11 protein-coding genes are annotated in these 15,473 nt (G+C 30.9%); 3 read left to right on the forward strand and 8 right to left on the reverse strand.

What is annotated here, in order from left to right; translation table 11 throughout:
* Positions 1-294: 294 nt before the first annotated feature.
* Positions 295-1,275, forward strand: a complete 981-nt coding sequence (locus ACULEV_RS05375) for a phospholipase D-like domain-containing protein (RefSeq protein WP_445457645.1) — start codon at positions 295-297, stop codon at positions 1,273-1,275.
* Between the two features lie 208 nt (positions 1,276-1,483).
* Positions 1,484-1,894: a DUF4259 domain-containing protein gene (locus tag ACULEV_RS05380; protein ID WP_445457646.1), complete on the forward strand. Its 411-nt coding sequence runs from the start codon at positions 1,484-1,486 to the stop codon at positions 1,892-1,894.
* 568 nt (positions 1,895-2,462) lie between these two features.
* Here the strand turns inward: ACULEV_RS05380 and ACULEV_RS05385 are convergent.
* Both ACULEV_RS05385 and ACULEV_RS05390 read right to left on the reverse strand, forming a co-directional pair.
* Entirely contained in the window at positions 2,463-3,554 is a 1,092-nt protein-coding gene (locus ACULEV_RS05385) for a hypothetical protein (RefSeq protein WP_445457647.1), read from the reverse strand.
* Between the two features lie 96 nt (positions 3,555-3,650).
* Positions 3,651-5,159: a sulfatase-like hydrolase/transferase gene (locus ACULEV_RS05390; RefSeq protein WP_445457648.1), complete on the reverse strand. Its 1,509-nt coding sequence runs from the start codon at positions 5,157-5,159 to the stop codon at positions 3,651-3,653.
* A gap of 346 nt (positions 5,160-5,505) precedes the next feature.
* Here ACULEV_RS05390 and guaB point away from each other — a divergent pair, with 346 nt between their 5' ends.
* On the forward strand, positions 5,506-6,978 hold the full coding sequence (guaB, locus tag ACULEV_RS05395) for an IMP dehydrogenase (RefSeq protein ID WP_445457649.1): 1,473 nt from the start codon (positions 5,506-5,508) through the stop codon (positions 6,976-6,978).
* Between the two features lie 62 nt (positions 6,979-7,040).
* Here guaB and ACULEV_RS05400 read toward each other — a convergent pair whose 3' ends face one another.
* From ACULEV_RS05400 to ACULEV_RS05425, 6 genes are all read right to left on the reverse strand, one after another.
* Entirely contained in the window at positions 7,041-9,272 is a 2,232-nt protein-coding gene (locus ACULEV_RS05400) for a cation:proton antiporter domain-containing protein (RefSeq protein ID WP_445457650.1), read from the reverse strand.
* Positions 9,273-9,365: 93 nt separating this feature from the next.
* On the reverse strand, positions 9,366-11,753 hold the full coding sequence (locus ACULEV_RS05405; RefSeq protein WP_445458522.1) for a CAP domain-containing protein: 2,388 nt from the start codon (positions 11,751-11,753) through the stop codon (positions 9,366-9,368).
* A 155-nt stretch (positions 11,754-11,908) separates the two neighbouring features.
* On the reverse strand, positions 11,909-12,427 hold the full coding sequence (locus tag ACULEV_RS05410) for a CAP domain-containing protein (RefSeq protein ID WP_445457651.1): 519 nt from the start codon (positions 12,425-12,427) through the stop codon (positions 11,909-11,911).
* Positions 12,428-12,545: 118 nt separating this feature from the next.
* Positions 12,546-13,892, reverse strand: coding sequence for an adenylosuccinate lyase (gene purB / locus ACULEV_RS05415; RefSeq protein WP_445457652.1), 1,347 nt, complete (start codon positions 13,890-13,892; stop codon positions 12,546-12,548).
* A 183-nt stretch (positions 13,893-14,075) separates the two neighbouring features.
* Entirely contained in the window at positions 14,076-14,858 is a 783-nt protein-coding gene (locus ACULEV_RS05420) for an anti-sigma factor (protein ID WP_445457653.1), read from the reverse strand.
* Complete coding sequence (locus tag ACULEV_RS05425; RefSeq protein ID WP_445458523.1) at positions 14,851-15,381, reverse strand: RNA polymerase sigma factor; 531 nt, start codon at positions 15,379-15,381, stop codon at positions 14,851-14,853. Before ACULEV_RS05425 ends, ACULEV_RS05420 begins: the two co-directional genes overlap by 8 nt.
* Between the last annotated feature and the right edge of the window lie 92 nt (positions 15,382-15,473).

A 15,473-nucleotide genomic window follows, 5' to 3' on the forward strand; every position in this document is an offset into this window, starting at 1 on the left:
CAAAAAGAAAACAAACAAAACACATCTTGTAAAACACTTTTTGAACCCTATTTTACCTTAAGTAAGTATAAATACGGATAAAAAAGCATGAAAAATACGTATAAATACGTATTGTAGAGTTGAAAAGAATAGTTTAGGTTTGTAGGAATAAAATTAAATAAATATCGCATAGCCATATACAAATGGTTGTATATGCGCTATAAAGTAGCGGATATATACTAGTTGTGTGTCATTCTATAAAAAACACTACTGACTAAAGACTTTTAAATATAAACGGAGAAAGAAATATCGAAAATGCAACTTTTCACAAACATACAAGACGAACTTATTGCACAGATTAACGAAGCGAAAGACAGTTTAAAAATTGCGGTTACTTGGTTTACTAACCACGACTTATTTAACGCAATTATAAAAAAAATTGACAATCCAGAATTTAAAGTTTCTTTAATTGTATTAAATGACAGAATAAATAACAAAAGAGAAGGTGTAAACTTTCAAGAACTTATAAATAAAAAAGGCTGTTTTTATTATTCAGGCACTCAAAATATGGTGCATCATAAATTTTGCATTATAGACGACAAGACAGTTATAACAGGTTCATACAATTGGACATATTACGCAGAAAATAGAAATTGGGAGAATATTGTAGTTTTAAATGATAGTGAAATCGTAAAAGCATATATTGAAGAATTTGAAAAGGTAATACAAAGTCACGAACAAGTTGACAATATTTCTGCAAAACAAAAAATGGACTTTGGTATTAATTCAAATGAGTATCTAACGACAGACTACATCTTACAAGCTAAAAAAGAAGAACAACAGGGCAACGATTTGGCTGTTGCTAAAATCTATACTGAACTATTAAGACTAAATAACAAGCAACCTGAAATACAAAAGGCAAGAACTACTATTGTACAAAAAATAAACAACCAAAGATTTGAAACTTGTCCTTTTGAAATTGGAATACATTTTAAGAATGGTTATTCAATGGTAATTCCTGCATTTGCTCCTTTGCCTATAACGGTAAAAATAAATGGGACAACACCAGTAAGTAATGCGACATCATTACAAGTTACAATTCAAAAATATGATTATATCCATCAAAACATTCTTCAGTTTACTTTGGACAACCTAAAAATTGCACTAGCAGGCACGCCGAAAATTGAACATACAATTACTATTGACCAAACAGGAATTATGACTGTTCATTGCCTAGAATTAAATGGTTACGGACGAACAAAAGTTATGAAAACAGATATAAAGAAATTCCAATGAAGAAAGAAGAACGACGCACAACAGCCACTACAACGGATTTGGGCATTTGGCTTAATGGAAAGATGGTTTTGTATTTGGGATGATTTGGCAAATCCGAAAATAGGGCTTAATTTAGTCCCAAACCCGCTGTAGTGCCAAGACGTTAGCGGTAAGTTTATACCGAACGGAATCTGACAAAAAACAAATAATAATTTAAAAACACAAATTTATGGGAGCATGGGGACACGGGATATTTGACGATGACACAGCATATGATTATGTTGATGAAATTGACAATTCTGACAATCCAAAAGAAATTTTCAAAAGCGCTTTTGAAACGGCAATTAATGCTGATTATTTGGGATATGATGACTGTCACGCTGTAACAGTTTCAGCATCATATATTGACAGCATTCTTAATGGAACAAAACCGAGAGTGGACGCAGAAGATGAAAATTTCTTCCAGTTTGTAGAAAAAAATCAACATCTAGACTTAACGGATTTAAAGTCAAATGCTGTAAAGGCATTGGAAATGGTTATCAGTGACAGTTCTGAATTAAATGAACTTTGGACAGACAATGAAGAACTTTATCCAAAATGGAAAGGGAATATAGAAGAATTGATAGAGCGATTGAAATAAAACCTACCGCCAGCAAGGAGTATCTGTTACACAACTCCCAATTCTCAAAAATCACTTTCAAAAAAACAAAACCCAACCTCTTTTTAAAGCTATTTAAGAGAGGTTTTTACAAAAGAGACGCTCTTCTCTTGTTTTAAGGAAATAAAAACAGAAGCATTTTATCGCTATAACCTAAAATTTTAAGTCAGGAACTCAAAATTTTATCCCAGAGACCCAAAATTTTATGTTGGTAGACATAAAATTTTACCTTTGAGACATAAAAATTTAGGTTGGTAGACGTAAAAATTTACCCTTGGGACTTAAAATTTTAGGTTAGTAGACTTAAAATTTTACCTCAGGAACCTAAAATTTTAGGTTTTTAGCCCTTTTAATCGATTGAAATGCTTAGAAATGATTCAATTTAAAATGGAAACAGCAAGTTACAATACTATTCTAGTTACATAACGGAGGTTTTCAATAAGAAAAAATGGAAACCACAAAAGAGGCTACCCAAAATATTGCGTTTAGATAGCCTCTTTCCTGTTTAAAAATTCCCAATTTCAGTAAAAATAGAGAACAATACCGCTTTTTATTCCAAAATAGTTGCACAATAGGAAGCAGTCACTACTTCTTTATTACTGAGTTCTGCTGAAACATAAATGCCAAGTATATTATTTTGGTAAACCGTATTGGCACTGGTTATTTTAACACTATCACCTGGATAGGCAATATCTTTCCATTGGGCTTGACCGAAAGTACCATCCTCATTGCGTTTCACTGTAACAAAAGAGGCTCCTTCTGTAACACCTTTTAACCAATCGCAAGGCATATTGTATCCGTCATTAGTGTCATTTAAAGTAATACCTTCAAAATGTGTATCTACAGTAGGAGTAGTTTCATTGTGATAGCTAAAGAATTGGATATTACTAAACACCTTCGTTTCTTTATCATAATCTACTAAAAAAGCCTGAGAAACTTTATCTCCAATTTTGCGAGTAGAATTACCACCAGCCATAGTATAACTATTACCACCATTATGCCAAATTCCATATAAAGTAGGTGCATTTAAGTCATCAATACTAAAAGCAATATATTCTTTTGTTTGGGTATCATACACAAACGCATTGGCATTGACTGTATTTTCATCCGCATCATTCGATTGGTAATTGCCCACTGCAAGTCCGCCCATAACACTATGCATAAATACATTGCTATTATTTCCATTGTTAGGCGTTACCGTTGTCCATGTACCACTGCCATCAATAGGACCAGTATAATAAAAACCAAGATTAGTTTTTGGACTAGAACTTTTAATGTAAGCACCTACCACTTCTATATTGCCATTTTCTCCATTGTTGGGTCCATAACAAGAAGTATTATAAACAATAGCATCATCACCTTCTTCTAATTTATAATTTAGGATGTGCCAATTTTCTATTTTATGAGCATCTTCAAGTTTGCCTTTATAAAGCAACCCTTGCCACACATCTTTCACTTCTGTTTGTAATTGCTGAGGTAAATCGTTACTTACTAATGCACCAGATACATACACTTCATCTTCTGACCCAGAAACACCTCTGATTCCTTCAATAATGGTATATCTTTGGGTTAAACCCAATGAAGGATAGTTAAAAGGCATATAGGTAACTTCTTCTACGGTATTACTTTTTATTTGTGACATACTATTTGTTTTATTAATGATGAATAAAATAACTGAGGATTAAGGAATATAGAGTTCCAAAACCCTCAGTAGTTAGTTATAGCTTAAAAATATACGCTAAGAAGAAGGAGTATTAACTCTTAATTTTTCAATTTCAAGCTGATGTAACTGAGCCGCTAATTCTTGCTTAATCTCATCATAGGCAGGATCATAAGCAAGATTAGTATATTCAGAAGGATCATTTACTAAATCATACAATTCATATTGCTGAAAATAAGCATTAAAAGCATCAAAATAATAAGCATATTTCCATTTTTCGGTTCTAATACATCGAATGCGGTTAGCTGCTTTAACAATGTTCCAATTACTGTTTGACCCAGCTTTTATATCATCATAAGTAAATAACATACTTTCTTGTACTGCTTTTCCTTCTTCAATAATTGGAAGCAAACTCGTTCCAGCTAAACCTGTTGGTGGATTGGAAACATTAGCTAGTTCCATGAAAGTAGGCATAATATCGACCAGCGTAGCCAATTTCATAGAATTTTGCTTCTCAGGAGTATCAAACAAAATAGGGTTAGACATAACAAGAGGAACGCGTAAAGCTTCTTCATAAGTCACAAACGTTTTTTGGCGTAAGCCACCATGAGCCAATCCCATTTCTCCATGATCAGAGGTGAAAGTTACAATGGCTGTATCGGCTAATTTCTTTCCTTCTGCATCTTCTTTGTATAATTCATCAACAAAATAGCCTATTTCTTTATCCACTTTGGTTAAAAGAGAAGCATAAAAATTGATGTAATTGAGTTTATCTTCTGTAGAATTAATTTCCCCAAGACTAACAGCCATATTCAGTTTAATTTGTTCCTGAACCATAGGTTTTTTATTAAGAAGCAACTTTTCGTCTACGGTATCAGGAAGTCCAACTTCTCTATTTAACCAACTTTCAGGATAATAACCAGAAGTACCAGCCGTTTTAGGATAAGCCAAAACATCATGCGGATTTACCAGAGAAAGAATTAATAAATAAGGACGATGATTTCCATTTTTTCGTCTCTCTTTTACTTCTTTTAAATAAGCAATTGCTTGTGCGGTATATTTAGCATCATGATTAGCAAATCCACCACCAAAATTTAACGGATTAACATCTTCTCCTGCATCTGGAGCTACCCAACCCATGGCACCGTATAGAGAAATGTCTTCAGCGGTAAGGTCTTCATAATTGGTTTTTGTACCATTTGGAGCAACTCCTTTGCTCATGTGCCATTTACCACGATATTGTACATCATAGCCATCTGCCCAAAGGGTGTTCATCATATTGGGCAAAGAAGTATCTAATGTAGGCTCTTGTGGAGATAATAAACCACCTTCAGTAAGAGTTTGGCTCACACCATGTTTTGCAGGGTAAATTCCAGTAAATAATGTAGTACGACTAGGAGAACACATGCAAGTATTACAAAATGCTCTGTCAAAACTAAACCCGTTTTGCTTAAGAAAGGTTAGTGTTTTAAGATTTTTTTCTTCCCATCCTGGAGGAAAATGTTGTGTAGCTCTTTGCTCATCTGTAATGATAAGAATTAGGTCTGGTTTTTCACCAACTTGTTTCAATTTTTGTTTAAAATCCATATTGTTTGTTTATTAAATGTTTGTGCCAAAATGTATAACCTTTCACATTCATAATCCATTTTTCCTGCGTTTTTTATGCATTGGTTCCAGAAGATTATTTCAGTAGTGTTGTAAATATTTTTTTTATAATTGCTAATGTCTAAAAAAATGAATTGTTATAATAGCGTAGAAATACCTGTTTTTTGTTTTTTACTGCAGCGTTTTAAAGTTTCAATAGCTGAAATAATGAAAATGTATTTTTAGAATAGAGTAGTACATAGTTTAAAAAACAAAAAAACTTCAAATTTCTCCTCTCTACTTCTAAATTTTCCTTACATTTGCTTGCAATTTAACTACAAATTGCAAGATGAAAGCACACTCTACTAAAATCATCGGAGAAGGTCTTACATACGATGATGTCCTACTAATTCCAAATTATTCTCAAGTACTTCCACGCGAAGTAAGTATTCAAACCAAATTTTCAAGAAATATTACGCTTAATGTTCCTATTGTTTCCGCTGCAATGGATACCGTTACCGAAAGTGCTATGGCAATTGCTATGGCTCAAGAAGGAGGAATAGGAGTATTACACAAAAATATGACGATTGAGCAACAAGCAGCAGAAGTGCGTAAAGTAAAACGTGCCGAATCGGGTATGATAATCGATCCTGTAACTTTACCTTTAACGGCAACTGTAGGTGATGCAAAAAGAGCCATGAAAGAACATGGTATAGGTGGAATTCCTGTCGTAGACGATACCATGACATTAAAAGGAATTGTAACCAATCGTGATTTACGCTTTGAAAAGAAAAACGAAAGACCAATTACAGAAGTAATGACTTCTCAAAATTTGGTTACTGCCAAAGTAGGAACTACATTACAACAAGCAGAAGAAATATTGCAAGATCATAAAATTGAAAAATTATTAGTGGTTTCTGAAGGAAATAAATTAGCAGGTCTAATTACTTTTAGAGATATTACAAAACTGACTCAAAAACCAAATGCAAATAAAGATATTTATGGTCGTTTGCGTGTTGCTGCAGCACTTGGTGTAACAGCAGATGCAGTTCAAAGAGCTAGTGCACTTGTAAATGCGGGTGTAGATGCTGTCATTATTGATACAGCTCATGGTCATACAAAAGGTGTGGTAGATGTTTTGAAACAAGTAAAAGCAGCTTTTCCAGAATTAGATGTAGTAGTTGGAAACATTGCTACTCCAGAAGCGGCTCAGTATTTAGTAGACAATGGAGCAGATGGTGTAAAAGTAGGAATAGGACCAGGTTCAATTTGTACAACTCGTGTAGTTGCTGGTGTTGGTTTTCCCCAATTTTCTGCGGTTCTAGAAGTAGCTGCAGCTATAAAAGGGAGTGGCGTTCCAGTAATTGCTGATGGAGGAATTCGTTATACAGGAGATATTCCAAAAGCTATTGCTGCTGGAGCAGATTGTGTAATGTTAGGCTCTTTATTAGCAGGAACAAAAGAATCACCAGGTGAAACTATCATTTTTGAAGGTAGAAAATTCAAATCTTATAGAGGTATGGGGTCTGTAGAAGCGATGCAAGAAGGTTCAAAAGATAGATATTTCCAAGATGTAGAAGACGATGTTAAGAAACTAGTTCCAGAAGGAATTGTGGGTCGTGTGCCTTATAAAGGAGAATTAAATGAAAGCATGCAACAATTCATTGGAGGTTTAAGAGCAGGAATGGGTTATTGTGGTGCTAAAGATGTAGCAACTTTACAAGAAACAGGTCGTTTTGTTCGCATTACAACTAGTGGAATAGGGGAAAGTCATCCTCATAATGTAACAATTACTAAGGAAGCTCCTAATTACTCTCGTTAGTAAATACAAAATATAATAACCAGTTCTAAATCATCGATACAGATTTTTAGAACTGGTTCTTTTTATTCAAAAAAGGTTTTAATCTTCTTTTTATCACCCACCACCCAAATAATATCATTCTTACTCATAATTAAATTGGATTCAGGGTTTAAAATGCGTCTTCCATTGTGTTCAACTCCTACTACTAATCCATTTGTTTTTTCTCGTATTCCAGATTCTCGGATGGTTTTGCCAATAAACCACTGGTTAATTAACTCAAATTGTTGTAAGGCAATTATAGATTCTTCTATTTCTTCAATTTTTAGCTTATGTTCTTCTAAGTAATCAGAAAAAAGTTTTACCTGAGCATCTGTTCCTATTATGCTTATTTCGTCATTTGGATATAATTTTTCATCTTTTGATGGAATGTAAATATGTAATTCACCTCTTTTAATTAAAGCAATATTGACTCCAATGGTTTCCCGAATTTTAATTTCTTCCAGTGTTTTTCCAGTAAAATCCGATTCTGCACTAATAGTGAAATTAGCCATGTGACCGTCCCAAGGGGATAAATTATTTCGGTTTATATTTTTAGTTTTAACTTCTCTTTCGTTGAGGTTGGTTATAAAACGATCTTCTATTTTATGATACAATTGGTTGATTCTCTTTGGAAACAGCATAATTATAATAATGGAAATCACAAAAGCAAGTAGCGCAATTCCTGGTGAGAAGAAATTATTTAGCATGATTCCAATAAATAATAAGGCAATACAAATACGTAAAAAGACTAAAACGATGACAGGACCATAATATTTTCTGTTTTTTAATAATTCTTGAACTTCTTCTCTTGCTACTCTTTTTAAAGATAAAGCCCATAAAAAAGGAGCTAAAACTAGTAATGTTATGAATGCTGCAATACTATTTCCATAAATAAATGTGTCCATTAATGGCAGTAAAAAGTTTTTAGAAATTAGAATTATAGCAAAAATGATAATAGAAAATAGTACAACTTGTAATAAATAAGCCTTTATTACAATTTGCCATGTACTTACAGTTTTTATAGCTTGTGAATTAGCACTATAGAGCTCAATTTTTTTTACCCATTTTTTAGGTAATTTTTTTTCGATAAATTCAGCTGTTGGTGTTGCAAATTTAATCATAAAAGGAGTTGTAAATGCAGTTACTGCAGAAACAGCTACTACAATAGGATATAAAAAATCACTGGTTACTTTTAGTGAGACTCCTAAAGTGGCAATAATAAAAGAGAACTCTCCAATTTGCGACAAACTCATTCCAGTTTGAATAGATTGCTTTAATGGTTGTCCAGAAATTAAAGTGCCAATAGTTGAACTTATAGATTGTCCAAAAATGGTTATCAATGTTAAAAGCATTACAGGAATTGCATATTCCACTAAAGTATCTGGGTTAATTAGCATACCAACAGATACAAAAAAGACGGCACCAAATAAATCTTTAACTGGTTTTACAAGATGTTCAATATGTTCGGCTTCATTGGTTTCGGCAATAATTGAACCCATTATAAAAGCACCTAATGCAGGAGAAAAACCAACTTCTGAAGCAAAAATAACCATTGCTAAGCAGAGTGCTAATGAAACAATGAGTAGCATTTCATCAGTAAATAAATGCTTTAACTTTTTTAATAAGGTAGGAATGAAAAAAATACCTGAAATGAACCAAATTGATAAAAAGAAGAAAAGTTTAAGTAAAGATTTAACAAGTTCACTGCCAGAAAACTGCTGACTTACAGCTATAGTTGATAATAAAACCATCATCAAAATGGCAACAATATCTTGAACAATAAGCGCACCAATTACATTTTCAACAAATTTTTTGGATTTTACACCTAACTCATCAAAGGCTTTTAAAATAATAGTTGTTGAAGAAATAGAGAGAATAACACCTAGAAAAATACAATTCATATTTTCCCAACCCATTAATTTTCCAACATAGTAACCTAATATGAGCATGGTTACAATTTGTGTTAAAGCAGTTACAGAAGCTGTTCCGCCTACTTTTAGTAATTTTTTAAAACTGAATTCTAACCCTAAACTGAAGAGTAAAAAGATAACACCAATTTCTGCCCAAACTTCAATGCTATGAATATCTTTTACCGTTGGGAAAAAATTAAAATTTGGACTAGCTAAAAAACCAGCAACTAAATAGCCTAATACTAGAGGTTGTTTTAATTTTCGAAAAACCAATACTGCAATTGCTGCTGTAACAAGTATTAAACCAAGATCATTGATTAAATCAGGTAGATGAACAGCAGTGCTAGTAAATAAAGGTAATGGCATTCTTTTTACTTTTCCTTAAAAGTAATAAATAGGAAGAAAAGTACAATGTTTTTAGTGAAAATTAACAGAAAATAATGATAAAAAAATGAATCATCATTGATTGCACATCTTGCAATATTCTCTTTTTATAATATAGTTTCTTAGAAGATTTTTATTATTGTTTTGCCATTCGCACCAAGTTTTTTTATTTAAATGATATACTTTTTTTAGAATATATTCTAAATCAGAATCGGAGCTTCCATTATCCTCAATTTCTATTGGATAAGTTTGTGCTAATAGTAAAGCTTCTTGTTTTGTAAATTCTGGCTTTTTCATTTCAGCTTTTAGCAACTTTATTGTTGTAGTATAAGAACTCCAATTATTTAAAAACAGTCCTAGATTAACTCTATCATTTGATGATTTAATATTTTCTTTGAAACTATAATATACTTTATCAAAATAATAGTTAATGCCTTCATAATCATTAATATGATTAGAAAAATAAAGTGCTACATAATTGTAATTTGCTGTTAAATCTAGATTGCTTTTAAATACTTCAAATTTATCTGTCAAGGCTTTTGGTTTTGTAACATTGGCTAATTTAGTGGTGGAAATATCCCAACTGTCTAACAATTCATCATTGGTCACGCAATATAGAGTAAGTAAATTAAGCTTTGCTTTTTCATTTAAAGATTCAAATTGGCTTAGCCAATATTTTAAAAAACGAACAGTATTAAAATGATTATAATGGTAATTCTTAATCAAAACTGCAGTTGCATTTTGAACTAATTTTTCATTGGTCATAATCTCATTAAAAACTAGCTCTTCAAAAATACATTGATTATAATCTAATTGATAAATTTTGGCTAGAGCCAAATTAGCTCTGTTATTGTCTTTCTCATAAATGCCAGTTCGTAAATTAATTTCGTACAAATATTCAAGGTAATATTTGTCATTAGGATTTGTCGTTTTTAATTCTCCATAATAATTGGCTATGAGTTTAGATAGACGCTGTTTGTTCAAATAATCATTCCAATCATTTCTATTTGCATTAATGTAATTTCTAATTTCATTTTTAGATTTTTTGGCTAATGCACTTAAATTTTCCATTTCTAGTTGAATATAACAGGTTTCCCAATTTTCTTCTGCAACTATTTTTGATGGTTTAATTGTTATATTTAATTTTTCTAGCCCATATTTTTCAATGGATTTGACTCTTTCTAAATATAAATTTTTATTTAATGATTCATTTCCTTCAACAGAACTATAGCTATAAATTTGTGTGGAATGTATTTCTTCATTAATTATTTCAAATGGAACGATATCTACTTCTTCAGTAATTTCATTTTCTGGTTGAATTTCAATATTTTTGGTAGTAATTTCTTCATAACCAGTTGCGATTGTATCATAAGTGATTTCAATATCAAAAGAATCATCAGAATGAAAATATTCTTGTGTGTTGAAATAAGCTTCTGCGTTTTCTAATTTTTCAATTATTTCATTTCGCCCAAAAGCAAAAGAATGTTCTTCAGTTTTAATAATACCTTTATTATTAAGGGTTGTATTTTTCGGAATTTCTAATTTGGGTTCAATTGGAAATAGAGATAATGATTTAGAATTAATTTTTATAGATGAAACATAAGCACAGGCACAGTTAGTAAAAACAAAAACAGCATTCAAAGTTAAGTTTTTTCCTCTTAAATGTTCAGGAACTTCACCTACTTTGGTAATCAACTTAAATTTATTTTGGGCTCTATTTTGGGCTAATAGTTCATCTCTATAGATAGGTTTGGATAATGTTCCATCATAAATAGATGAAACATCTAATTCATTTTTAGAACCACATTTAAACTGATTTTCTTCAATAAAATCTATCGCAATAGCATCGCTAGGTTCATTAAAAATTTCTTTAAACTTTTCAATATCATGATAATATAATATCACATCGTTTCCTTCTATTCTTAAGCTATTTCCAATGTGAATTTGATCACTTAACTCGATTTTTTTGCAATAAATACTCTTTTCGCTTAATCCAAAGGCATTATCTGAAAGTTGGTTGGGAATAATAAAACCTTTTGCTCCAAATACATTTGTAGCATATAATCTTTTTAAATTTTTATCTACCGAAAATGCAATATCAGTAAATTCATAATTTTGATAAATAATGTTTTTATAATGAGGAGGAGAATTTTTCCATTGAAGAAAAATTTTTCTTGCTAAAACATTAATTTCTGCTTCAGTATATTTTGTAAACGGAATAGTTGTATATAGTATATTCTCACCAAAAGTATCAAACATTTTTCCTTCATAAAATAGAATTCTATCTTTTGGAAATTTTTTAGCAATATTCTTTTGTTCATGTGATAATATATTATTTTCGAGCATATAAGTGCTATGATCTTTAGCAGCTTTTAGTAATACTAAATCCTTTTTCAATTCCTGTAATCGTAAAATTTTTCTATGCTGATTAATCAGTTCAATGACTTTAGTACCTACGTTGATTGTAGTCTAGAGTAATTTCTTGTGCAGAATTAGAAAAAGAATGTAGGAATAAACAGAAAAAAAGGTAATACTTCATATTCTTTCTCATATAACTTTAGAATCAATGTGGTTAAGAGCTTCACGATAAAAAATGAAGTGTCTATTATAAAAGACGACTAATTGTCATTTTTGTTACCAAAAACTGTAGTAGCATATAAACGCTTGCTTTTTGAATCAAATGCAAATGCTAAACTAGCATATTTATATTCATTACTAATCATGTTTTTATAATGCGGAGGAGAATCTTTCCATTCTTGATAGATTCTTTCGGCTAGAATTGCAATATCATTTTTAGAATAGGTTTTAGGCTCAACGGTTAAGTATAATACATTTTCACCATAGGTGTTAAAATTTTCACCACCATGAAATTTGATGCGATTTTTAGGATGTTTTTTATTGACATTATTTTGTTCGTGAGATAATTTTTTAATTGTCAACATATAATTGCTTTGATCTTGAGCTGCTTTAAGTAACACATCGTCTTTCTCTAGTTTGTTCAATTTTAAGGTTTTTCGGTGTGCATTAATTAATTCTAAAACATCGTTTTCTAAATCATCATAATTAAGGTTTAATTCTTGTGCTGAAAGTACAACTGAATTGAAAAATAGAACGAGTAGGGTGATTGTATTTCTCATAATTTTAAGTCTTATTTGTGAAATTTATCAAATTCTATGCCAGTTGTTAATAAGCTGTTAATGAAAAAAATCCATTAGTGGGTGCTAATGGATTTTATATAATATTGTGTGTAATAATTTAAATTCCTAAATAATTACTAGGTGTAATTTGCTTTAACTCTGTTTTAATAGCATCAGAAATTGTTAAAGTTTCAATAAAAGCATGAATCGATTCTTTATTGATAACTGTATTTGTTCTAGTTAATTCTTTCAAAGCTTCATAAGGATTTGGATATCCTTCACGTCTTAAAATAGTTTGAATTGCTTCTGCAACAACTGCCCAATTTTTTTCTAAATCTTCTGCAAATTTTGGTTCGTTCAATAATAATTTATTCAATCCTTTTAAAGTAGCTTCAAAAGCAATTATAGTATGCCCAAAAGGAACTCCAACGTTTCTTAAAACGGTACTATCTGTTAAATCACGTTGTAATCTTGAGATAGGTAATTTAGCGGAAAGATGTTCGAAAATAGCATTAGCAATACCTAAATTTCCTTCACTATTTTCAAAATCAATAGGATTTACTTTATGTGGCATCGCTGACGAACCTATTTCACCCGCTTTTATTTTTTGTTTGAAATAGTCCATCGAAACATAGGTCCAAATGTCTCGGTCTAAATCTAAAACTATATTGTTGATTCTTTTTAAAGCATCAAAGAAAGCCGCAAAATGATCGTAGTGCTCAATTTGAGTCGTTGGAAAAGAATGGTGTAATCCTAAACTATTCTCTACAAAATCGGTTCCAAATTGTTTCCAATCTATATTTGGATAGGCAACTTTGTGAGCGTTATAATTTCCCGTTGCACCACCAAATTTAGCCGCAAAAGGGACATTAAATAACAAACGCATTTGTTCTTCTAAACGTTCTACAAATACTAGGATTTCTTTTCCTAATCGAGTAGGAGAAGCTGGTTGTCCATGTGTACGTGCAAGCATTGGAATAGCTGACCATTCTATACTTAATTCTTTTAATTTTTGGATAACAGCAATTAAAGAAGGCATATATACATTTTCAAAAGCTTCTTTTGTTGAAAGAGGAATTGCAGTATTATTAATGTCTTGTGAAGTTAACCCAAAATGGATAAACTCTTTATATTTTTCTAATCCTAAAGCATCAAATTTACTTTTGATAAAGTATTCAACTGCTTTTACATCATGATTGGTTGTTTTTTCTGTTTCCTTAATCCAAAGCGCATCTTCAGTTGAAAAATTAGTGTACATTTCTCTTAATGGAACAAATACTTTTGCATCAACTTCAGTAAGCTGTGGTAAGGGTAATTCGCACAAAGCAATAAAATATTCTACTTCAATAAGAACACGATATTTGATTAAGGCTTCTTCAGAAAAATAGGGTGCTAAATTTTGGGTTTTACTTCTATATCTTCCATCAACTGGAGAAATAGCATTTAGTTCTGATAATTGTGACATGTGGTAGTTGTGTTGTTTTTTACAAAGTGCAAAAATAGTTATAAGTTACAAGTTATGAGTTATGTGTTTACTATTTTTTATTGTTTTTTGTCAAATTACTTGCTTTTTAATTTCTATTTAGATTAATCATGAAATAAAAAAATGCGTCGATATTGACGCATTTTTATTATTATAAATCTTTTTTTAAACTTTTCCTAAAGTATAAAGTTGTTCTAATGTTGGGCTAACACTTCCTCCAGCTGGTTCTAGTGTAATTCCAAAAGCTTCAGCATCTTCAGCTTTATCCACTTTGAAAACTTTGGTGTTGTTTGCTGTGAAATTTTCTAATAAACCAATACTCTTAGGTGTTAAAGGTTCTAATTTTAAACCCCAAACTTGATAAACTTTTCCTTCAGGAGGAATTGGTAAACCTGAAGCATCTATATAAACTTCTTTGGTTTCTTTATTGTAATAAGCTTTTGCATAAGCATTAGGAGCTATTTCTTGTCCTCCTAAGGCTACTTGAATATTATTATTATCTCTTACAATCGCTAAAACTTTTTCAGCTTCTTGTTTTTCAAATTCTAAATCGACAATCGATTCTTGCATTATACTTTTCTCTGTAGCTAATTTATCAATTGTAGCCTTAGATTCATCTAATTTAAAATACTGTAAACCAAATCCTATAACAAATACGGCTGCGGCTGCCCAACCTGCATAGTTTGTCCATGAAGGTTTTCTATTTATAGAAATAGCATCATTTTTTGCAAGTAATTTTTTTCTAATTTTTTCATAATTAGTAACTGATAAATGTGGTGCTACACTTTGCGAAAGGTTAATTACAGCTTGTTCTATGGCTAAAATTTCTTCCTGAACTTCGGGATGGTTTTTTGCCATACTTACAACTTCCTTATTTTCTTCTTCGGAAAGTTTTCCAAATACATATAATTCTAATGTACCTGATTCAATTAGTTCTTTACTATTCATTAATCATTAATCTTAATTCATTCATGCAATTTCTATTTTGCGTTTTAATAGTACCTAATGGTATTTCAAGCTCGTCTGATGCCTCTTGTTGTGTATAACCTTGAAAAAATAATAATTCAATGATTTGGATACACTTTGGTTTTAATTTTTTTATAAATCTACTAATACCAATTGCATCTATTTTGTTGACTGTCTTTGAATTGTCTTCAAGCATATATACGAAGTTATCTGTTGATTGGTTTTTTTGACTATTGTTGTATCCTTTAGAACGTAATTTATCAATTGTGGTGTTACGAGCAATGTTCAGCATCCATGTATATAGTCTTCCTTTTGATTCATTGTAAGAATCAATATTGTTCCAAATCTTAACAAAAACTTCTTGAAGAACATCTTCAGCTTCTTCTTTGTTTTTAATGAGATTGAAAATTACCGCATAGAGACTTTTTGAATAGTTGTCATATAATAAGGTAAACGAATTATTATCCTTATTAAGTAATTGTTTAACTAAAATTTCTTGTTCCATAGTTTGTAAAGTTAATGCTAACATATTTAAAAAAAAAATCATTTTTTTAAAACCAAAGTTTTGTTTTTATCGTAACTGTAGTTATAAATCAT

The sequence above is a fragment of the Flavobacterium sp. HNIBRBA15423 genome (assembly GCF_052655965.1).